We start from the raw sequence: 21242 nt of genomic DNA on the forward strand, positions 1-21242 counted from the left end.
ATGGTTTGCAGACGCCCACTCTGGCGAAAGGCGGTATAAACATGAGCGCTGCCGGAATGAGTATAGCGACCGAAGACGATGCCTCTTATATGCTTCGGTATACATTTTTCTATGGCATTACGGAAGATTTACAGGTTACCCTTACCACTCCTACTGTGATTGAGCGTCTGGAAAATGCTCCACGAACCCGTGGAAATAGTATGATGCCTTCCAATGGAGATATCGAGGCTGCTTTGTGGTATCGTTTTTTTTCAAATGCTTTTGGGGTAGGAAAGAGGTTTGAATCCACAGCAATTTTAGGTGTATCTGCCCCTACTGAGGATGTTCGCGGACAGGTGAATGTAGGGAACTCTATCCATGGGGCCATTTCTACGGGATATGCCTCACGTACCTGGTACGCCTGGTTAGGTGGCGGTTACCAATATTATTTTGAAAAGGACAACCAGCAATTAGGCGATTTACCCTATGCAAGCATGGTGATAGGTTATCGTCCCGATGTTTTTATGGGGGATTATCCTAAACCCGATTGGCGGGTTTTTATTGAATCATTAGTCGAGTTTCCAGGAGACAATAAATATACCGGTCAACAAAATTTTACAGACGAACGTAGCAAAAAAGTATTAGTGGGACCTTCATTCTTAGGACTTTACGGGGCTTGGGGTATTTCTTTCGGAGCGCTGTTTCCAGTGGTACAGGATTTAACCCCAAAGGCAATCAAAGAAAACTATCGGGTATCCATTAATTTAAGTTATTGGTTATAGTATAAATAAATTTAATAAAATAAACAGATGAAAAAAATAGTATTATTAATTGTAGTTGTTGTATTTGGAAGTTTTAGTTCCAATGCCCAGATTCAGAAAATAGATCAGGAAGTGTTTGGAATGGACTGTGCCCCCTGTGCTTATGGACTGGAGCGAGGTCTTGAAAAATTGGATGGCCTGGAAAAAGTGCAGGTTAGCCTGAATGACGGTAAAGCTTATCTTGATTTGGCAAATAACAATAACTTGAGCCTTAGGCAAATTCAGGAGGAAGTAAAAAAGAATGGTTTTTCAGCTAAGAATGCCGAAATAGTTATAAAGGGCAACTTCGTTGAGCAGGATGGCACTTATGCAATACAAACCGGGAAAGAAACTTTTAAGATAGCTGAAGCAACTTCTACCAACTTACGTTCCAGGTTAAAACCCGGAATTGTAAAAGTAAAAGGGATAGTTCAGGATGAAGAAGACGGTAATTTAACTAATAAGTGGAAATTAAATATCACCCAGGTTTATTAGCCGGAAAAAGGGAGTTTTAAAGAACATTAATTAATGGCGGACTCTACATCGAGCCCGCCAATTTTTTTTAAAATTTTAGAAATGAATTAATCTTCCCTCGTAACTAATTCATACACACAAGGTATCACAACCAGGTTTAGTACCGTTGCTGAGAGCAATCCTCCAAGTATCACCACCGCCATTGGGCTTTGAATCTCACTTCCCGGTTCGCCTCCTTTTAAAGCTAGCGGAATAAGTGCCAGTCCTGTGGTAAACGCGGTCATCAGAATTGGATTTAACCTGTCGAGCGCACCAGATTTAATGAGCTCATAACCCCTAAGGCCTTCCTTCCGCAGATCTTCATATCTCGAAACCAGCAGAATTCCGTTTCGTGTCGCGATCCCAAATAAACTGATAAAACCTATCGTGGAAGCTATACTTACAATTCCTGAAGTAAAGTATACGATTAAGATTCCACCAATCAAAGCCAGGGGTAAATTGATAAGCACAACAAAAGCGAGTTTCACATTGTTGAATTCAAAATACAACAGGAGGAAAATCACGAAGATTGCAATAATGGCAGTGATCAACAGCATTTGTGAAGCTCTGGATTCACTTTCAAATTGTCCGCTATATTGTACCCTGTAACCTTCGGGAATAGTCACTGAAGAATTCACGGTTACCTGGATCTCTTCCACCGCACTTCTTAAATCCCGACCCTGCACATTGGCAGCAACAACGATTTTCCTTTGCACATCTTCCCGGCTAATGGTATTAGGACTGCTTACAGAAGAAACACTAGCGAGCTGTTCCAATGGAACCTGTGAACCATTTGGCAATCCTATCAAGGCAGTTCTGATTTTTTCAATGCTGTTTCTAACATCCTCCTTATAACGCACCACCAGGTCAAAATACTTCTGACCTTCATAAATCTCACCAACTTCGTGACCGGCAAAGGCGATATCTACCTGCTCCATTAACTGTCCTACGGTCATTCCATAAGCTGAAAGGATCTGTCGTTTTGGGCTTATCTTGATCTGTGGTACTTCGATCTGCTGATCAACAGCTACATCGGCAAGCCCATCGATAGGAGTAATATTCTCCTCCACGTTTTTACCTATTTCATATAGCTGTTGAAGATCGGGTCCAAAGATCTTAATTGCGATATTGGCTCTCGTACCTGAAAGCATATGATCGATACGGTGAGCAATGGGCTGCCCCAGCGTAATATTAACCCCCGGAACGATACTTAATTTCTTCCGTACCTCTTCAAAAAACTCCTCCTTCGATTTATCTTCCAGGGTGAATGGTACATCGATCTCGGCGGCATTTACTCCCTGGGCATGCTCGTCCAGTTCAGCCCTACCAGTCCTTCTGGTAACCACATCCACTTCAGCCATTTCAAGCAATAATTGCTCTACCTGGTTTCCAGTCTTATTACTTTCTTCTAGCGACATGGATGGAGGCCCCACCACACTTATCACTAGTGATCCCTCGTTGAATTCAGGAAGAAAACTTCTTCCTAATTGCGTAAATAACGCAATACTCAGTAAAAAAGCAACCACTGTTACCGCGATCACGGTTTTAGGGATCTTTAAGGCACGATTTAGAATATCGGCGTAGGCCTTCTGTAACCATCTTTCCACTTTTGTTCCTTCGGACTGCTTTTTCAGCATTTTCTCCTTTTTCAGAAGATAGCTACACAGCACGGGAGTAACGGTTACCGCTACAATCAGCGACGTCAATACTGAAGTGATAAAAGCAATTCCCAGAGGTTTCAGCAATCGGCCTTCCATTCCGCCAAGGAAAAACAGCGGCACAAAAGAGACGATAATGATAAGGGTTGCTATGATGATGGAACTTCTAATTTCCACCGATGCATCCCTTACCACGGTGATCACCGACTGCCTTTCAGCTTTAGGTTTTCGAATATTCTCGCGCAGGCGTTTATAAACATTCTCCACATCAATAATAGCATCATCTACCAGTGCTCCAATTGCAATTGCCATTCCACCCAAACTCATGGTATTGATGGTATAGCCCAGCATTTTTAATACGATAATCGATACCAGTAACGAAATTGGGATCGCCAATAGCGAAATTAGGGTAGTACGCCAGTTCATCAGGAATATGAATAACACGATGACCACGAAAAAGGCACCTTCCAGCAGGGTCATATTCAGGTTACTGATGGAAGCATCAATAAAGTCTGCCTGTCGGAAGATCTGACTTTTGATCTCCACGCTTTCAGGGAGACTTGTTTCCAGTTTGGCAATGGCCTCATCCAGTCTTTCCGTGAGTTCCAGCGTATTGACATCGGGCTGCTTGGAAATTGTCAAAATAACCGCAGGTTCCGCATTCAGGGAGCCATCCCCGATCTTATCGGCAGCGCCTATCTGTACTTCCGCAATATCCTTTATTTTAATACTCTGACCGTTTACCTGTTTTACCACAGCTTCCTCCAGATCATCTATCGCATAAGCCCTACCACTTCCTTTGATGATGTATTGATTTCCGTATTGATTCAGAAAACCACCGGAAGCATTCGTATTTGCCTCTTTAACCTTCTCGGTTAATTCTTCGAGACTTACATCGTAATATTTCATTTTTCCGGGATCGGCAAAAACCTGGTATTGTTTATAATCTCCTCCAATCACCACCACGTTTGCAATCCCTCCGATGGCTTTGATCCGTGGACGTATCTGCCAGTCAGATAATGTTCTTAGTTCCATTGGGTTCAAACTATCTGAAGTGACTCCCAATAGCATTACTTCTCCCATAATCGAGGAAATGGGTGCCATAGTAGGAGCTCCTATTCCTGTGGGTAGGTTTTCACGAACCATTGGAATACGTTCACTTACGATCTGTCTTGCCTTGTAAATATCAGTACCCCAGTCGAATTCAACCCAAACGATGGAGATCCCGGCGGCTGAGGAAGAACGAATCCTTCTTGCATTCGGCGAACCGTTCATCGCGGTTTCGAGCTGATAGGTCACTAGTTTCTCTACCTCTTCACTTTCCATTCCGTGTGCTTCCGTTAGTATGGTCACGGTAGGCGCGGTAAGGTCTGGAAATACATCCACGTTCATACTACGTGCGAGGTAAAACCCGGTGACGCTCAGTACCACAGCCGCCAGAAGAACCAGAAGCCGGTTTTGAAGCGAAATCGATAATATTTTATTTAACATCTAATTTCTATTTCTTTATTAATGATCATGACCGTGTGCGGGTGTTTGTCCAGACATTGAAGCCATCTTAACCTGGTAATTCCCTGTTGTCACTACAACGTCTCCGGCCTCAAGTTCGCTAAGTACCTGGGCGTTCTGACCGTTTCGTTTGCCGATCTTTACAGGTCTTCTTTCAAAACTTTCCCCACCAGTTTGTACGATCACAGAAAAATTACCGTAATCTTCCAGTAATGCAGCTTCAGGCACTACAATTCCGGTTTCAGCTTCTCCAAGCGCAATTTGGACTTCAGTAAAACTACCTTCAGGCATTTCAACTACATCGTTCACTTTGATATACACGGGGATCATTGGTTTGCGATCTTCCACTTCCTTGCCTACGGAAACAATAGATCCTTCTTCTACTTCACTCCAGGTCCCTTCATCATTTTTGTACCAGACACTCGCAATAGCTTCTTTACTTGGATTATGAGAGGCACTTAATTGCGTTTTAAGCAAACGTGATCTGTCAGTTCCAATGCTAACAAGGTTAGCACCCTGTTCCACATAATCACCGTTCGAGGTGCTGATGGATTTAATGAATCCATCAAAAGGAGCTCTGATCTGCTTCCCGCCAGCTCCGTAATTGGAGGCAAGTGCACGGTAATTAGATTCGGCTACCCGAAAGTCGCTTTCCACCCTTTCAAATTCCGCTTTGGGCACAATTTTATCCTCATAAAGTTCCTTTTTTCTTTCATATTCAGCTTTCGCCTGATCGTACCTGGCTTTGGCCTGAGCGATTTCTGCCTGGATATTATTGGAAGAAAGTCCTTCGCTGCTCAAAGTCATCAACAGCTGACCTTTTTTCACCTCGGTACCTTCCGTTAAGTTATCTAAAGCAAAATTCACCATTCCATTGGCTCCTGCTGCAAGAGACTTATATGTTCCCGGAGCGGCTTGCCATACTCCTGATGTATGCACAATGTCATAAACTTCATCATCTGTAACAGGCTCGGTTTGAAAATCGATCTTCCAGGCCTGCTCCTTTAAAAAGCTAATGCCGGCATCTTCAGCTTCCGTTACATTTTCTGAAGCTCCCGCAGCCGAGGCATACACCTGAACATCTTCAATTACGATCCTGTCTGAATACTCAGGAGTTTTCAGATCAAAAACCAGGTCGTAAGTCCCCGTATCTTTTGGTTGCAAGGCTGGAGAAAAAATCCCAGGTGAAGAGGGTGAGTCCACCTTATGTCGAATTCCGCTATCTCCCTGAATAAGACTTACCGTAACCGAGCCCTTTCGAACCGGCTGGTGTTTATCCAGAACAGTAAAGTGAGCTGCAAATTTGCTGGTTTTCCCTGTCACTAAAGCTGGAAATTCAACGAAAAGCTCCGTCTGGTCTGTCCAGATGGTTTTGCTGATCGCAGGTACTTCTGAACCTACGTGGTTCCCTTCCGCATCGTGCGCATGGCCTTCCTCCTCGTTATTTCCGCAGGAAAATAGGAAAAGCGAGATGCATACTATATAAATATATTTCATGTCTACTATTGATTTTTAATGATCCTCATGCTCCGTTCCGTCATCATGCGTATGGTGGTCAGAATCCTCATGCATATCGAATGAATCTTCACCAACTTTGAATTCTTCCTGTTCCATATGATCTTCGTCCATATGACTACCATCTTCATTATGTGGATGACCATGCTCTTCTTCCTCATGGGCGTGAGCTTCCGCTCCTTCTTCATGTTCATGGCCGTGGTCTTCTTTTGCTGTATCTCTGCAAGCTGAAAAACCAAATACTAGTATTGCTGCGAAAATTAAATTCTTGAAATTCATATTATTTAATTTTAATTATAATTGATGTTTTAAAAGTGTTGCTTTAAGCTGAAGGAGTTCTTTCTCCATCTCCAGCATATTATTATAAGCCTGCCGGTAGAACTCCACTTCCCGGTAATAATCCAGAAATGAGAATTCCCCAAGTTCGTAGGCTTTAAATAAAAGTTCTTCGGAATTCAGATCCTGAAAAGTCTTCTGGTATTCCTGGTATTTTCTCTTTAATAATTGATATTGCTGAGAATTCTCCTGAAACCTGGTGTATAGTTCTGAAGTTTCAGCACCTGAGCTTGCTTGAGTGTATTCCAAATTTGCCTCTGCGGCTTTTACTTTATTCTTACTGTTCCAAAGAGGGATAGATAGTCCGCCCAGAAATCCTGAATAATTACTGGAATTCACTCCCTGGTAATTATAACCAATGCTTAGGTCTGGAAGAATTTTATTCTTTTCCAGTTTTACCTGCTGTTGGGCAAGATTCTCACGAGCTTTTAACTGCTGAATTTCGGCATCTTCGGAAAGCTTTTCTTCCCAAAGACTTTGTATGGAGGCAAGTTCAGGATTTTCAAAAATTTGGATCTGTTCTGCTTCAATTGCATTTCCACCGTTCAATTTCTGAAGTTCCAGCAATGTGTTCCTGATCATGATGTTGACCTGATCCAGTTCAAACTGCTCCTGTAACCAGGCTACTTTGGCTTTATTCAATTCCAGGATGCCGATTTGTTCTGCATCGAATAAACGCTGAATTTGGTCATATACCTGTTTGGCCTGCTCTACTCTTTTCTGCTCCAAGTCCTTTCGTTTTTGGAAAGCCTGCAATTCCAAAAGCTGTTTTTTGGCATTAAGTAATACTTCCTGACGTAGCGTTTCATATTCCAGTTCCAATAATTCCTTTTGCTTTTCAATTCGCTTGCTTCGGGCACCATAAACGGTAGGAAACTCAAATTGCTGAGAAACCTGATATTCTGTATAATCACCGGTTTGATGTTCGCCGAATGGAAGATAAAAGACTGAAATTTCAGGATCCTGCAAGTTATTCTCTGACTTATTAGCAAGATTCTGACTACCCATATAAGACTGATATGCCTTGAGTTGTCTGTTATTCTGGCTAATCTGCTCCAAAATGCCATTCATACCGGTATCTTGGGCAAATGAGCCCATAGATATTAGTATTCCGCATACAGCGGAAACTATATTTCTGTACATAAATTTTGATTTTAGTTTAATCTATACGATAAGGTCAGCCAGCTATTTTAAATAGTGGCCTGACTAGTTGATCAAACTAAGTCGGGAGGTCCCCGAAGTGAGAGTAAGGATAAATAAGGATTGAAGTATTCATTTGGAGGCTGATAAATTTCAAAATTTTCTGAATCCTGATCAGCTAAAATCCAATTCCCTAAATAGTTTTTGTTTGAAGTTTTCTTTTTGGCTTCTGTCTTTTGTGCCCTGACGTCCTCGGAATATTCCTTAACAACCGGAATTTCATTGGAAGTACTCGTATGAGAATGAATGGCCAGCAGATAAGACAAGAATCCGCCCTGCTTATTTTCCTGCTTCTTTTCGTGGTGATGATCTTCTCCGGAATGATGATGTGCAACCTCGTTCTTCTCCTCCTGATGTTCATGGTGTGCATGCGGTATGACCTGATGAAAAGACATCAGCATAAAAACGCCAAGAAGAAATAGGGACTTTATTTGATTTTTTGTTTGCACTAATTACAAAAGTAATAATTTATCACAGAGATTTGAGGAAAAATAGTATAAACCATAAGAACCTTAGCTCTTATGGTTTATACTTCAACTAATTAACTTACTGACTACTTAGAGTTCTATACTCAAATAACCTTTCTTCTGCAGCTGAAAATCATGCAGGATACCATTGTCCACAACTTCAAGTTCCTCTGGGATATCTTCTTTATTAACTTTAATTTTTTTTAAGGAGGACCCACATAACACAATTTTACGTGGACTTTTTCCTCTTTTTAAATATAGCTCTTCATCTCTTCTTTGTTTGTAAGTTCCTGTACGGTTTTATCACAGATAATTGAATATGTGGGAGACGGGTATAATTTTCTGGGATGAACGCTTAAAACTAAAGGCCTTACATAAACATATTTCCTAAGATTCTGATCCCGAATTTCAAGGATTTCAATTTCTTCTGTAAACTGATAATTGTTTGAACCGATCCTGGCCAGTTTCAATAGTTTTAATGGAGAAGAGGTTTCAAAATTGTCGCCATTTTTCTTAAGGTTATTATTTTTTTTCACACAGAGAATTTAACAGGATTATCTCATTATTATTCAATTTGAAACTATATAGATCAGAATCTACCGTGATAAGTTTTCCTGAAAAAATTATCACCAGAAATATCACTATCTATGGTTAAACCACCATAGATTTTTCAAAAATATACGAATTAAATACTACTCCATGTAACCTTTGTTACACTAGAAAATTCTTCGATTGTTTGTAACAATCGTTACGTTAAGAGTTTATATATATTCTTATCTTTATAAGTAATGATAAAACATCAGTTATGGAATATTATTTTAACAAGACTATTACGGGAGAATTTGAAGAAGTAATTGAAAAAGTTACGGATGAACTGGAAAAAGAAGGTTTTGGGGTGCTAACTGAAATAAATGTTACCGAAACCCTCAAGAAAAAACTGGATGTGGATTTTAAAAAGTATCGTATTCTTGGTGCCTGTAACGCCCCATATGCTTACGAAGCCTTGAAAGCAGAAGATAAGATTGGTACAATGTTACCTTGCAATGTAATTGTGCAGGAAATAGAAAAAGAAAAAATTGAAATCGCTGCAGTAAATCCAATGGCATCTATGCAGGCCGTAAAGAATAAAGACTTAGAAAAGATCGCGACAGAAATTGGAGATAAATTAAAGCAAATAGTATATAAGCTATAATTTTGCAATTACACAAAAATGGAAAAGAAGAATCCAGCCAATAAAGAAATAAAGAATCAGAACTATACTGAAAGTCAACATACTGTTTATTGTATAAGTCAGCGTTATGGTTCCCTTCCATATTCTGAAATTGTGGATAACGTAAAGGGAGCCTTAAAAAAAAGAGAGTTTGACATTCTGTTAGAATTAAATCTAAAAGACTACTTAAAAGGTCACTTAAAAGATATGCCCTCACACGTTATATTATCCGTTTGTAATCCAGAGACCGCTTCCCTTGCAATTTCAAAGGATCCTCAAACCGGTATCTTTCTGCCGTGTTCTGTAACTGTAAAGGAGGTTGCACAAGGTATGGTTGAAGTTTCTATTGAAGATATTAGTATTACTTGGTCCCCCTCTAAAGAACTAACCCAAATTGCAAAAAAAACTACTGAAACCTTACAGGCAATACTATCAGAAATTGAACAGCCCAGAATGAAATTATGAACAATTATTCTTATGGTAAATTTAAAGTATGGCGATAGTTTAATTCAATTACTGTGATCAGAAACCTAATTTTCTAAAAGCTATAGCTTAGGATTATAGCTACAAGAAATAGGTCCGTTTTATTCAAGTAAAAATTGATATGCGTATAACCTTGCACTGCACATTTGTTTAATTTTTGATTCAAAACTGAGGGTTACCATTATTGTCCTACACTGAGTACTGTATTCATTTTTAACTCAGGATCTCCCAATATTTACGTGTCATCATAATTTATAATTAAGGCATGATTATCTGGAGAGGCTTCACTCCGCTCCCTCTTCTGAAAACTGAACAAAAAATCTATACCCCATTCTCTTGGAAAAATAAACTGAACATGGGGAATTTTTTGTCATATCCTAAGAGATAGAAGATTTTTGGTACCAATTAGATTTTACTTTTACTCCTAGGATATCCAAAGAATTAGCTTGAAAGTAACGCAAAGAATCTATGGAATTACACCTTCACCAATCCTATTTTGATGCAACCATTCCATTTCAAGATTAACAATTTCAGTTATATAGATTTTTGGTTTTAAATAAAAAGAGTTATTTACATTGTCTATAAAATAATTCCAGGTTTCAATACTTTAGTTTTCTGTTATTTTAAAGTTCGCATTAGTAAAAAAAGAAAATCTGATTTAGTATTACCGGTATATTGAGCAGGATTCGGTCCAGTCCCTGCCCACGGCATACGTACCTATACTTTCTCCAATACATAAAATTTCCCGTAGACCTACGCGCCACCGCATTAAATATTCCTGCCCCGAAAAAGGTGTTATCACCAGCTTCAATTTGATAACGTAGCCCTTGGACTCGGAATCATTCTCGCAGATTCAGAGTTTACCAATGGCCTTTAATAAAAATATTCATTCGATAAGATCGTAATTGACCACTGAGTTTACTACGGCTTTTTCTTCTTTAACTTCCTGGAAAATTAAAACTTGTGGTATAAGTAAGCTATTAGTTTTGAAGAAGAAATAATTATTGTCATTTGCTTTTTGTTATACCGTATTCCAATTTGTAATATTTTATAATAGTTGGAAAGGGTCCGTTTTTATGTTGATCTGCTGAAAAATCGTCTGCCCAAGGGCCGTACGGGGTTGAAACTGGTTTTAATTTTAAATCTGGATAATCCTTCTCCAGATTACTTTTTCGAGGGCGCTCAAAACTATTGATGTATCCAGCCAAATGGTAGGCCTCTTCATCGGTTAATTTTGGATTATCCCATGTTGCCTGTCCGAATGGCATATTCCCCTTGATAAATTGGGCGGCGGTAATTACCCGATGCATCCCTGCACCATTATTATAACTGTCTGCCCCCCAAAGAGGTGGGTATTTATATCCCTTGGTAGAATCTGCAAAACGCTGCCCCTTTCCATTTTCTCCATGACAAACGGTACATTCTTTAGAAAATAATCTTTTCCTTTTTCCAGATCAACCGCCACTTCAGGAATGGAAATTTCAGGAAAACCTTTAAATTCTTTTTCTCTATCCTTTGGCAAACCTTCACCCAGCCATTCCATATAAGCTACAATCGATTTCATTTCCCTGGATAGAACAGGGAGTTTATCCCCATCCATACTACGTTCCATACATCCGTTGATCCTGTCTTCTATGGTTCCTTCACTATTTGATCTTCCCCTGAATTGTGGAAAACGATCCGTAACTCCTACCCATGATGCTGATCCCGCCTGTGTACCTGCTTTCAAATGGCAATTTATACAAGCCAAATTATTTCCCGCATAACGCATATCAGGATCTTCAGCCATAGGCCCCATATACTTTGGGGATTCTGCAATAAGCTGATAGCCATATTTTACCTCTGCAGGCATAAAACCTGAAGCTAATTCTACTTTAACATCTTTGGGTTTCCAGTCTTTCGCAGAAATTTCAGTTTTAATAAATAAAGAAGGATTAAATTCAAATAGTAATACGCCCGAGAACAATACAACTATAAGTACAATTAAGGAACAAAAAAAATAAGTAATGGATTTTATTAAAGATCTAAAATCCTTCATATTGAAATATTAAAATCACTCAATCTAAATTACTTTTGAGAATATTATGGTTTTCAAACATATAGTATACCATTAAAAACCTACGTAACAAATGTTGCATAAGTTTAGCCAAAGAGGTTTTATATTTGATAGTTTTAAGGAAATTTCAAATGAAAAAAATGTCACAACTTAAGTTATCTTTTCTCATATTAATATCATTTCCCCTTTTATTTAATAGTTGTAAAACAACTAATGATACAAGTACGATGAATGTTGAAAAGCCGGATCTAAACAAACGAGTTTCAGTATTGCACACTAATGATATACATGGCTCCTATATGCCTTTTCAAACAACTTTAGATAATGCTACCGCTCAAACCGGAGATTCCATTGATAACCCTATGAGGTTTAAAAAATTGGGCGAAATTGGAGGAATTGCGTGGATGGCAACAGCCGTCAAATCGATTAGACAGCAAAAAGGGACGGAAAATGTTATTCTACTTGATGGTGGGGATACATTTAGTGATGACCAATTAGGTAATATTACTAAAGGAGAAGCGATGATTCGTATGATGAACGAATTAGATTATGACCTTATGGTTTTGGGAAATCATGACTTTGACTATAGCCTGAAAAGAACCCGTGAGTTGGAGAAAATGGCTAATTTTCCTATGCGTGCAGCAAATATAATAGATCAAGAGACAGGGAATCCTATTTTTAGAGATCCTTACAAATTGTTCAAAAGAGATGGTTTGAATATAGGTGTCCTTCCAGTAGGATATCGAAATACTCCTTTAACTGGAAACCCAAAGAATATTCAAGGTCTGAAATTTACCAGCGGCCTAGAAGCCATTGAAAAATATCTCCCGGAGTTAAAAACAAAAGCAGATATTATTATTCTACTCTCTCATGAAGGTATGGCTGTAGATAAAATTATTGCTGAAAAAATAAATGGGATAGATATAATCATTGGAGCGCACAGTCATGATGTGATCGAACCTCCAATTAAAATAAACCAGACTTATTTAGTTCAGGCTTTATCTGATGCCGCTGTTTTGGGAGAAACTGAGTTATTAATTACAAATAAAAAATTAACGGGTATCAATACCCAATATCATTATTTATGGCATGACAAATATACCGCAGATCAGAATTTAGAACAATTGATTCAGCAACTACGGGAACCTCACGTGGTGAGGCTGGAAGAAAATATTAGTCGAACTGATACGGTGATTGGAAGGCAATACAAATCTGAAAGCCCTTTTGACAAAGTTGTAACTAATATAATGAAAGAAGAGTACAACACAGACGTGGCTTTTCTTCCTGGAGTTGGATATGGTATTTCTTTGAAAGAAGACATAACAAGTGAAAACATCTACAAGCTTCTCCCTCACCCTGCGAAGATTGTTACCCTGCAAATGACTGGATCGCAGATTCGAAAAACTTTAGAACAAACTGCAACTAATTTAAAGCCAGAGAATAAAATAGAGGTTGTTGGAGGCCTTATACAGTCATCGGGTATACACTATCATATAGACTTATCAAAACCAATAGGAGATCGGGTGTCGGGAATTAAAATTAAAAATCAGCCTATTGTAGATAGCGAGATATATAATGTGTCCACACATTCTGGTATGCTCAGTGGGATTCATAATTATGTTGAATTTGCTAAGGGTACTAATATTCATAAAACTAAGGTTGTCCTTACTGAGTTTATTTTAGAAGAATTCAGAGAAATGACAAAAATTGAATATCCTGAAAACATGGGAGAAGTTACTGTGGTCAAATAATCACTCTTGTTAATGAAGATTTAGATGAAAAATATATTCATACTCCTAGGGACGCTTACTATCAGTTTTCAATTGAATGCTCAAGAATGGCAAACACCTGCGATAGAAGGTTATGGACAAATCCAATATTATGAAGAGGTTGCCCAATTACCGGATACTTCCCTTACGTATAAAATGATTTTTAATATTGAAAATGAAAAGGAGAAAGAAGGTGTTAATGTAGGGCTATGGAAAATCGCGCGAACTCTCAATTTATTAAAAGCAGGAAATGTAGTTCATAAAAAGATAGATATTGTTGGGGTTATACATGGAGAGGCGACTTATGCTATCCTATCCCATGAAGAATACAAAAAGAGATTTAAAACACAGAACCCTAATATGGAATTATTAAAGCTTTTAAAAGAAAACGGGGTAACAGTTTTTGTTTGTGGCCAGGCCATGGCTTCGAGAAAGATAAAAAAAGAAGATATGAATGCCTATACTGAAATGGCACTATCCGCTTTAACTGTATTGCCTCATTATCAATTGAAAGGTTATGCACTCATCCCTTAATTTCATAGAATCTTGACCAAGAAAGATTGTTTATATTTTTCCATTTATAAGGTGTATTTCAGAGTAGTCTCTAAAATATTATTAGATGTTTGAGAATCTTTTAGACTATCAAAACTATAACTGTATAAGTACCCGGAGGAGAACGTTAATTTTTCGGATATTTGAATATCATAACCCAGAAACAAACGATTTTCATCTATAGTTTTTGGAATAAAACTTTTATTGGTTTTCATCAAAATTTCTTCCTTAAATCGCAATGCTATATATTCAAATATTTTTTCGTTTCCCACAGGGATTTTAATTGTAAACCGATATCTAAGACGGTTTTTGTAATTATACCCCTTCACCAGATAACTTCCCCCATCTTCAATAATATTTTCCTTAAACCGTTCTTCCAACCTAAACCGGTGAAAAATCATAAAATTTTCGAATCCCTGCTTAAATAGGATTTGCTGCCATATATTTTTCTCTGAATTATCTATGGGAACATCTAATTCCAATGATTGATAATTTTTACTGTAGGTTACTCCCAACCCAAGCTGAATATCCGGCTTAATACTATATAATATTGCTGGCCGGATAAGAAATTGTTGCCAGGTTTCTATAAAATTCGTTCTACGAAATTTAATTTCGTTTTTTAGCGATAAATTCTTCTCTAGTTCTAGATTTATATTAATATTATTCCATGAACTGAAATGAACCTTATTTTCTTGTGCAGCTAAAAGGTTCGAGGATAAGCAGAACTTCAAAAAAATTAAAAGAGATATTGCTCTATTAAAAGTCGAGTTTTTGTAAAAGAAAAAAGAAAGGGTCATTGAAACACAATATTTAAACTTAAAAATTTGTTTTACAGTGAATTATAAAAATACTTATGTAAATAAAATTAGTATTCTAAAGGTGTTTGAGGTTTGTTTTGATGTAACTATTGATTATACTAATCTGAAGCTTTCTTTATTACCTGGTGCAAAATTTGAATTTTCCTTTAGATAGTCCTTCATCGCCTCCACAGCATTTATATCGTACTTTTTTCGATTCTTACCATACTTACTAGCTACACCCTGAGTTGTAACGAAGCTGACCTTATAGGTTTTTTCAAAATCAATATGTCTTCCTTTATAGTATATTTCCTGTATACGATGTCCTTTAGGATTTTCAATTCGAAGATTTACTTGTAGCCCTAAACAACGTTTTACATATCCTCCCATTTGACCTAAGGGATTACAGGAAAAGCTACGTTCCAGATTTTCTTCTAACATCTCTTTTATTTCTCCTCCTGTAAGTTCTACAGTTGAAACAGGAGGGTTCATTGGGGCAATATTATATAGGTGATCCTCAGTGATGTTTCCTTTTGGAATGGGTGCTCCATAACGCCAGCCATTAGAAAATGCAATTTCAGTGTCTGTACTACTGGCAATTGCCCTGAGGAGTAATTCATCCATGGTAGAGTTTGTAGTGCTGTATCTATGTAAAATCTTGCTGGTAGTACCAATAGCAACTGTCCTCATCTTAGTGTATGGTTTCAAAATATCCTGAACCATTCTATCCATTTCTGGATTTATTGGTAAAGAAGCATCAACCCTAACCAACTCATAATCAAAAGATTTAATTTCTTTATCCTCAACTTCGATGGTAAAATTACCTATAAATGCACCATGACATCCGCACTGTACTATTCTTGCTCCATTTATTTCAATTGGTGTGTAAATTCTGTTATGGGTATGGGCACTCAAACAGATATCTATACCTTCCACTTTTTGCAATAGTTCCACATCCTGTGGAAATCCATTATGGGAAAGCAGGATAATCATATCAGATCCTTTGGCTTTTAAATTTTTTATATGTTCTGGTATTTCATCCAAACCAGAAGTAAACTTCAGGCCTTTACTCATCTCAGTAGGCATTACTTTATCTACAATCATTGAGCAAATACCAATCACCCCAATTTTGAGATTCTCTTTCTCAAACAAGGCTGTGGGTTGCATGAAATTTGAGCCATCTTCAGAAAATACATTACAGCCGAAGACAGGAAAATTTAACTGACTATCTATTTCTTTTAAGACATCTGGGCCATAGGCAAAGTCCCAATGTCCGACAAGCGCATCAAGTTTTAAAGCGTTTAAAATGGGAACCATCACTTTGCCGCCGGAATCTACCACTGGTTTTGTACCGTGTAGGGAATCTCCGCCATCAAAGAACAATGTATTTGGATTTTCTTTACGCACCTGCTCAACAAAGCCGGCAATATGGGCATAGCCTCCAGCAGTTTCTACAACCTCTCCACATTCATTATAAAACAGCTCAGGATGTGGAGCGATGTAACCATGTACATCGTTTATAAATAAAATATTTAATTTCATGTTATTCACTTTTTAAAGAATCCAATATTTACGGATAATAGGTTGTTCAATATTTAAGGTTCTATTCATTCTGTCTCTGGATTATCCTGGAAGAAGCCATATTATTTCCTTGTCTTCCCTGGAATTCCTGTATACCATTGTCCAAAAATTCAACAAAATTTTCAACATTCAGATCATAACCTTTTGGTGCGCTTAATAAAGATCCTTTATTATCTACCAGTGTATAATATGGTTGGGCATTGGCATTGAGCTTTTGGATCATAAAATCCAAATTTTGTTTACCAATTGTTTTTTTAACTTTTTGATCATGTGCAGATACATACCACTCAGATTCCGGTAATTCTGTTTTCTCATCTACATACAAGGCCACTACTACATAATCATTCTTTAACCGTTTTAGTACTCTGGGATCGCTCCAAACAGTGGCTTCCATTTCACGACAGTTCACGCAACCATGTCCTGTAAAGTCAATAAATAAAGGTTTATTCTGTTTTTGAGCACATTCTAAAGCCTGTTCATAATCAAAATATCCCTGGATATTATGAGGTAATTCTAAAAGCTCATCATATTTAGGAGTTCCGCAATTTGCGATACTGTTATCACTTACATTCCCTATTTGGGAAACTGAAGCCTGCATTTCAAAATTCTGGCTGCTCATAGGTGGCAAGTATCCTGCTAATGGTTTTAATGGTGCTCCAAACAACCCGGGAATCAGGTAAACCACGAAGGTGAAAACCAAAATGGCTGAAATGACCCTGTATACCGAGGTATTTTCGGTTTTCTTTTCATGTGGAAATTTAATTTTACCTAATAAATAAAATCCGAGGAATGCGAAAATAACGATCCAAAGGGCTAAGTATATATCACGGTCAAGCAAATTCCAGTGATAAACCTGATCTACGATACTTAAAAACTTAAGAGCTAGGGCTAATTCTATAAAACCAAGTATCACCTTAACAGTATTAAGCCAGCCTCCACTTTTCGGCAATGATTTTAACCAATGGGGAAATATTGCGAATAATGTAAATGGAAGTGCAAATGCTAATGAGAAGCCTAGCATCCCAATAAGTGGTTTAAGGGTTTCCCCATTTGCAGCCTGCAAAAGAATGGTGCCCGCAATTGGGCCTGTGCAGCTAAAACCAACCAACACCAGAGTAAAAGCCATAAAGAAAATACCCAATACACCCCCCTTATTAGAGTGAGCATCCATTTTATTTACAAATGAATTGGGTAATCGAATCTCAAACAAGCCGAAAAAAGATAGCGCAAACAGCAGGAAGATAAAAAAGAAAAACAGATTAGGAATCCAGTGAGTACTTAAAAAATTTGCAAAATCGGCTCCAAACAACAGAGAGAAAACGGTCCCTATCAAGGTATAAATTAAGATAATTGAAAAACCGTATAGCAAAGCCTGGTTTATTCCATTGGCCCGGCTTGCATTGGATTTCGTAAAATACGTAACCGTCATTGGGATCATGGGGAATACACAAGGAGTCAGTAAAGCTGCCAGCCCAGCACCAAAAGAAATAAAAAAGAATACTAATAAAAACGAAAAACCTTCTTCAGATTTGGTGTTAGATTGAAATTCATTCTGAAAAGCTTCCATTTTAAATACCTCTCCATCGTTATTTTTTTCGGAAAGGGATTCTTTAAAACTCGTCACAGAAATCTCACTGGTAAATGGTATACATTGCCCATTTACATCAGAACATATCTGGTAAGAAGCTTCAGCATTTATGACCGGGTCTACGTTCTTAATTATGATTCTCTGTTCAAAAACGGCTTCATTGGTGAAATACGTGTATTCTCCTTCATAAAGCTCATCATACTTCCTTTTCGCCCCCACGGGATTAACTTCACCTACCACCTTAAATTCAGGTTTGTCTTCAAAATGAAACTCGGTGACAGTTGGCCCAAGGTTCTTACTAAAATCACTGGAATACATATACCAGTTTTCCGCTATTTTAGCCGTGAATCTGGCGGTGACGGTGTCACCTGGGATATAAGTATCTTCTAAAATCTCTGCATTCCACTCTGGCGCTTCCATAAGCTGACCATAGGTATTTGTACCCACAGCCAGCATTATAAAAGCTATTATAAATCTAAACATCGTCATGACCTCTTAATTACCTTCTGAATTTATTTTAAACTATTCAGAAATTTTTTGAATTCATCAGTATTATAATCGGCCATTCCTTTATGCGTAAGTGCCAAATTTCCTTCAGCATCGATTACAAAGGTTGTTGGCAAGGCTGAAGATTGATACATCGCCGGCAATGGTCCTGCCAATTCATAAATTGGCAGCCCGTAATCCTTTTTTTCTTTGAATGCCACCGCGGTATCGAAATTCTGATCCCTGGAGAGCATAACGAAGGCCACTTCATCTCCCATTTCTTCATGTAATTTATCAATGGCCGGCATCTCTGCTACACAAGGTGGGCACCAAGTAGCCCAAAAATTCATAAAAATCACTTTTCCTTTAAATTCAGATAAAGAAACTATATTTCCTTCCGGATCACGAAGCTGAACATTCATGTTTGCTTTCGGATCTTCGCTAATTTCTTCCATAGATTCGGGTCCAGATGTACTCGCTTGTGCCATTTCTCTTGTTTCCGTAACATCAGGATTCATCAATCCTGTTTCAAGTAAGCCTCTCTGCGCAAACCCGATAACCTCAGTATGTAAACCGGTGGCATATAATACAAGGGCTATAGCACCAAAAATGAGATACTCCAGCCATTTTTTATTTCTTTTATTTTTTGTCTTATTCATAATACTCTTTAATTAAATTTATATTCTGTACCTGGTACCGTGGAAAAAGAATATTTTCCTAAATATTCACAGTAAGCTCTTCCTTCCAGGCCAGGAGAAACAGGGGAATTTTCCTTTAGGTATTCCTCAACCACGTCATGAATGGTATAATCCATTATTTCAACATCTTTTACATTAGGCATTCGGCATAAATTATTCAATGGATCTCCCGGTCTCACACAGGCCGAAATCGTATAAAGTTTTTCATCCTGAATTGGTTCTCCATTAACAGTTATCTTTTGAATTCTATCTCCCTTATTGTTCTGGCTATTAAATTCTACCTTCATTCCTGAAAATCTTACCAGCCATCCTCCGAAACGTTCGGTAGGATTCTGTGAAAAAGCATTATGCATTTCAGTTTCCAGCCAGTTTTTTATCTGTTTACCAGAAGCTTTCCCTGTTTTTACTTTTTCGTTTACAGGGAGAAGATTCCAAAGATTTGCCCGGGTAATTGGAGCTGGCTCTCCGTTTTCAGGTACGATGGGATTCCCGAAACGGAAGCCATTGGAAATAGCTATATCTACCCCGGTTTTCCACCTGGCTGCATCTGTTATCATATTATCCATAGGATTCTCAACGGTTAAGTACCTGTACAATGGTTCAGTAGTGTATCCTATTACGGTTTCCAGATGTTCCCTGTAAGGTTCCTTTGCTTGATCCACCAGAGATTGTATCCTTTCATCTGCCGGAAATTTTTCAGGATCTACTTCTATAAGCTCGTACGAATCACTGACGAGCTTGTTATCAACAAAATTTAACTTTAGTTTACCCACAAAAGAGCCGAAAGCTCCGGGCTCCGTAACCTTAGCATATTTACCCTGAATGAGTTCCTGAACTCGCTCGTGAGTGTCATTCCCCAGAATATAATCTACAGGCTCTGCCAATGGATTATTTGCAAGTTCTACCTGCTTAAAAATCCCAATATGAGTTATAAGGAAAAGAACATCTACCTCTTTCTCCTTTTTTAATTTTTCAAGAGTATTGGTAAATTCCTCATCCATTCCGCTAAACTCAATCCCTTGACTAAAGATGGGATTTTGTCTTACCGGCACATCGGGATCGTTAAGTCCTACAAAACCAATTCTAACACCTTCGATTTCTTTTATCCAATAAGGAGGAAAGAGATCCTCCCCAGTTTCCTCGTGATGCATGTTATGTGCGATAACTTTTGTATTATAGTTTTTCATTACATCCAGCATCACTTCTTTGCCATAGACCACCTCCCAGTTACCGGGAATAATTACATCATAGCCCATATTTTTAATAATATCGGGGATTACTTTACCTTCTGATAAAGCCGCATAACCACTTCCCTGAATAAGGTCTCCCCCATCCACGATAAGTGTTTTACCCGGATTCATTTTACGTTCCCTTTCAAAAAGAGTCTTTATATTGGCCAGGCCACCTCTATTCTTAAAAACAATTTCTTCATTTTCCCAGAACAATTCTGGATGAGTATCCAATTGCCCATGTATATCGGCTGTTTGTAACACCGTAATACTTAAGGTGTCCTTGACCGTTTGATTACTGCTTTTGTGGGTTTTCTCGGTTTTAAAGGATATGATAATAATAAAGGTTCCTATTAAACCAAAAGTGATCAGTAATTTACTTCTGAATTTTTTCATACTTACAGACTTAAACTTTTATATCCTTTTTTTTGAAGTTGGAAATTGTACAGGATTCCGTTCTCCACAATTTTCATCTCCTTGGGGACTTCCTCTTTATTCACCTTGAACTTATTCAACGAAAAGCCGCAGGCTACAAGTTCAACCCCCAGGTTTTCAGCTCTGGCTATAAATTCTTCCATTTGGGCAGGGTCGGTTATATCACCTATTTCTTTTCCACAGATGATCACTTCAAATTTCCCAAAATGTTCTCCATCTTCTTTTTTCAAATTTTCAGCCGTAATAAGTATGGGCTGTAACTGTGGAACTTTTTTGGTGAGTACCACATAGTTATGTTTCATGTCCTGCTGTGCATTTACCTCAGTTCCTGCAAATAATGTAAGCATCAGTAAGATGCTGCTAAAAAATATCGTTTTCATT

Annotated in this window: 20 protein-coding genes and 1 pseudogene; 6 read left to right on the forward strand and 15 right to left on the reverse strand. The window is 38.1% G+C overall.

Annotation, left to right across the window (positions count from 1 at the left end):
- Positions 1-56: 56 nt before the first annotated feature.
- Together J0871_RS12950 and J0871_RS12955 are read left to right on the forward strand one after the other, a co-directional pair.
- Positions 57-761, forward strand: coding sequence for a hypothetical protein (locus tag J0871_RS12950; protein ID WP_231563215.1), 705 nt, complete (start codon positions 57-59; stop codon positions 759-761).
- A 27-nt stretch (positions 762-788) separates the two neighbouring features.
- Positions 789-1274 carry a heavy metal-associated domain-containing protein gene (locus J0871_RS12955; protein WP_034892175.1) on the forward strand — a complete coding sequence of 162 codons (486 nt, stop codon included), beginning with the start codon at positions 789-791 and terminating at the stop codon, positions 1272-1274.
- An 86-nt stretch (positions 1275-1360) separates the two neighbouring features.
- Here J0871_RS12955 and J0871_RS12960 read toward each other — a convergent pair whose 3' ends face one another.
- From J0871_RS12960 to J0871_RS17335, 6 genes are all read right to left on the reverse strand, one after another.
- Complete coding sequence (locus J0871_RS12960; protein ID WP_208225767.1) at positions 1361-4441, reverse strand: efflux RND transporter permease subunit; 3081 nt, start codon at positions 4439-4441, stop codon at positions 1361-1363.
- Between the two features lie 18 nt (positions 4442-4459).
- Positions 4460-5956: an efflux RND transporter periplasmic adaptor subunit gene (locus J0871_RS12965; protein WP_208225768.1), complete on the reverse strand. Its 1497-nt coding sequence runs from the start codon at positions 5954-5956 to the stop codon at positions 4460-4462.
- Between the two features lie 15 nt (positions 5957-5971).
- Positions 5972-6253: a hypothetical protein gene (locus tag J0871_RS12970; RefSeq protein WP_208225769.1), complete on the reverse strand. Its 282-nt coding sequence runs from the start codon at positions 6251-6253 to the stop codon at positions 5972-5974.
- 15 nt (positions 6254-6268) lie between these two features.
- The gene (locus J0871_RS12975) at positions 6269-7453 is read right to left on the reverse strand and encodes a TolC family protein (protein WP_208225770.1); all 1185 of its coding nucleotides are present in this window, start codon (positions 7451-7453) and stop codon (positions 6269-6271) included.
- Positions 7454-7524: 71 nt separating this feature from the next.
- Positions 7525-7959, reverse strand: coding sequence for a hypothetical protein (locus tag J0871_RS12980; RefSeq protein ID WP_208225771.1), 435 nt, complete (start codon positions 7957-7959; stop codon positions 7525-7527).
- A 269-nt stretch (positions 7960-8228) separates the two neighbouring features.
- Positions 8229-8513, reverse strand: coding sequence for a hypothetical protein (locus J0871_RS17335; protein ID WP_243870492.1), 285 nt, complete (start codon positions 8511-8513; stop codon positions 8229-8231).
- Positions 8514-8782: 269 nt separating this feature from the next.
- Here J0871_RS17335 and J0871_RS12990 point away from each other — a divergent pair, with 269 nt between their 5' ends.
- A complete protein-coding gene (locus J0871_RS12990; RefSeq protein WP_208225772.1) occupies positions 8783-9169 on the forward strand; it encodes a DUF302 domain-containing protein in 387 nt (128 codons plus the stop codon).
- Positions 9170-9187: 18 nt separating this feature from the next.
- Positions 9188-9652, forward strand: coding sequence for a DUF302 domain-containing protein (locus tag J0871_RS12995; RefSeq protein WP_208225773.1), 465 nt, complete (start codon positions 9188-9190; stop codon positions 9650-9652).
- Positions 9653-10334: 682 nt separating this feature from the next.
- On the opposite strand, the gene J0871_RS13000 is transcribed toward J0871_RS12995, so the two are convergent.
- From J0871_RS13000 to J0871_RS17340, 3 genes and pseudogenes are all read right to left on the reverse strand, one after another.
- Positions 10335-10472 (reverse strand): hypothetical protein, encoded by a 138-nt coding sequence (locus J0871_RS13000; RefSeq protein ID WP_208225774.1) that lies wholly within the window; start codon positions 10470-10472, stop codon positions 10335-10337.
- Between the two features lie 205 nt (positions 10473-10677).
- A pseudogene (locus J0871_RS13005) lies at positions 10678-11052 on the reverse strand (cytochrome C); the annotation flags it as partial.
- Positions 10968-11708: a hypothetical protein gene (locus tag J0871_RS17340; RefSeq protein WP_243870493.1), complete on the reverse strand. Its 741-nt coding sequence runs from the start codon at positions 11706-11708 to the stop codon at positions 10968-10970. The pseudogene J0871_RS13005 and the gene J0871_RS17340, both read right to left, overlap by 85 nt.
- A 158-nt stretch (positions 11709-11866) precedes the next feature.
- On the opposite strand from J0871_RS17340, the gene J0871_RS13010 reads away from it, so the two are divergent.
- Entirely contained in the window at positions 11867-13477 is a 1611-nt protein-coding gene (locus J0871_RS13010; protein WP_243870494.1) for a bifunctional UDP-sugar hydrolase/5'-nucleotidase, read from the forward strand.
- Between the two features lie 24 nt (positions 13478-13501).
- Complete coding sequence (locus J0871_RS13015) at positions 13502-14029, forward strand: DsrE family protein (protein WP_208225776.1); 528 nt, start codon at positions 13502-13504, stop codon at positions 14027-14029.
- Between the two features lie 44 nt (positions 14030-14073).
- Here J0871_RS13015 and J0871_RS13020 read toward each other — a convergent pair whose 3' ends face one another.
- The 6 genes from J0871_RS13020 to J0871_RS13045 all read right to left on the reverse strand — a co-directional run bounded on the left by J0871_RS13020 (position 14074) and on the right by J0871_RS13045 (position 21241).
- The gene (locus tag J0871_RS13020) at positions 14074-14844 is read right to left on the reverse strand and encodes a DUF2490 domain-containing protein (protein WP_243870495.1); all 771 of its coding nucleotides are present in this window, start codon (positions 14842-14844) and stop codon (positions 14074-14076) included.
- 114 nt (positions 14845-14958) lie between these two features.
- Positions 14959-16386 carry a 5'-nucleotidase C-terminal domain-containing protein gene (locus tag J0871_RS13025; protein ID WP_208225778.1) on the reverse strand — a complete coding sequence of 476 codons (1428 nt, stop codon included), beginning with the start codon at positions 16384-16386 and terminating at the stop codon, positions 14959-14961.
- A 61-nt stretch (positions 16387-16447) separates the two neighbouring features.
- The gene (locus tag J0871_RS13030) at positions 16448-18496 is read right to left on the reverse strand and encodes a thioredoxin family protein (RefSeq protein ID WP_243870496.1); all 2049 of its coding nucleotides are present in this window, start codon (positions 18494-18496) and stop codon (positions 16448-16450) included.
- A 29-nt stretch (positions 18497-18525) separates the two neighbouring features.
- Positions 18526-19158: a TlpA disulfide reductase family protein gene (locus J0871_RS13035; RefSeq protein ID WP_037314406.1), complete on the reverse strand. Its 633-nt coding sequence runs from the start codon at positions 19156-19158 to the stop codon at positions 18526-18528.
- A gap of 8 nt (positions 19159-19166) precedes the next feature.
- Complete coding sequence (locus J0871_RS13040; RefSeq protein ID WP_208225780.1) at positions 19167-20822, reverse strand: 5'-nucleotidase C-terminal domain-containing protein; 1656 nt, start codon at positions 20820-20822, stop codon at positions 19167-19169.
- A 2-nt stretch (positions 20823-20824) separates the two neighbouring features.
- On the reverse strand, positions 20825-21241 hold the full coding sequence (locus J0871_RS13045) for a sulfur reduction protein DsrE (protein WP_037321871.1): 417 nt from the start codon (positions 21239-21241) through the stop codon (positions 20825-20827).
- Position 21242: the final 1 nt, after the last annotated feature.

Origin of the sequence: Salegentibacter sp. BDJ18 (assembly GCF_017579965.1) — a bacterium.
Taxonomy (GTDB): domain Bacteria; phylum Bacteroidota; class Bacteroidia; order Flavobacteriales; family Flavobacteriaceae; genus Salegentibacter.

Excerpts from the sequence above, each read along its gene's own strand:
- J0871_RS12950 (WP_231563215.1), top strand. The coding sequence starts at position 57 with ATGAGTATAGCGACCGAAGACGATGCCTCTTATATGCTTCGGTATACA.
- J0871_RS12955 (WP_034892175.1), top strand. The coding sequence starts at position 789 with ATGAAAAAAATAGTATTATTAATTGTAGTTGTTGTATTTGGAAGTTTT.
- J0871_RS12960 (WP_208225767.1), bottom strand. The coding sequence starts at position 4,441 with ATGTTAAATAAAATATTATCGATTTCGCTTCAAAACCGGCTTCTGGTT.
- J0871_RS12965 (WP_208225768.1), bottom strand. The coding sequence starts at position 5,956 with ATGAAATATATTTATATAGTATGCATCTCGCTTTTCCTATTTTCCTGC.
- J0871_RS12970 (WP_208225769.1), bottom strand. The coding sequence starts at position 6,253 with ATGAATTTCAAGAATTTAATTTTCGCAGCAATACTAGTATTTGGTTTT.
- J0871_RS12975 (WP_208225770.1), bottom strand. The coding sequence starts at position 7,453 with ATGTACAGAAATATAGTTTCCGCTGTATGCGGAATACTAATATCTATG.
- J0871_RS12990 (WP_208225772.1), top strand. The coding sequence starts at position 8,783 with ATGGAATATTATTTTAACAAGACTATTACGGGAGAATTTGAAGAAGTA.
- J0871_RS12995 (WP_208225773.1), top strand. The coding sequence starts at position 9,188 with ATGGAAAAGAAGAATCCAGCCAATAAAGAAATAAAGAATCAGAACTAT.
- J0871_RS17340 (WP_243870493.1), bottom strand. The coding sequence starts at position 11,708 with ATGAAGGATTTTAGATCTTTAATAAAATCCATTACTTATTTTTTTTGT.
- J0871_RS13010 (WP_243870494.1), top strand. The coding sequence starts at position 11,867 with ATGTCACAACTTAAGTTATCTTTTCTCATATTAATATCATTTCCCCTT.
- J0871_RS13015 (WP_208225776.1), top strand. The coding sequence starts at position 13,502 with ATGAAAAATATATTCATACTCCTAGGGACGCTTACTATCAGTTTTCAA.
- J0871_RS13020 (WP_243870495.1), bottom strand. The coding sequence starts at position 14,844 with ATGACCCTTTCTTTTTTCTTTTACAAAAACTCGACTTTTAATAGAGCA.
- J0871_RS13025 (WP_208225778.1), bottom strand. The coding sequence starts at position 16,386 with ATGAAATTAAATATTTTATTTATAAACGATGTACATGGTTACATCGCT.
- J0871_RS13030 (WP_243870496.1), bottom strand. The coding sequence starts at position 18,496 with ATGTTTAGATTTATAATAGCTTTTATAATGCTGGCTGTGGGTACAAAT.
- J0871_RS13035 (WP_037314406.1), bottom strand. The coding sequence starts at position 19,158 with ATGAATAAGACAAAAAATAAAAGAAATAAAAAATGGCTGGAGTATCTC.
- J0871_RS13040 (WP_208225780.1), bottom strand. The coding sequence starts at position 20,822 with ATGAAAAAATTCAGAAGTAAATTACTGATCACTTTTGGTTTAATAGGA.
- J0871_RS13045 (WP_037321871.1), bottom strand. The coding sequence starts at position 21,241 with ATGAAAACGATATTTTTTAGCAGCATCTTACTGATGCTTACATTATTT.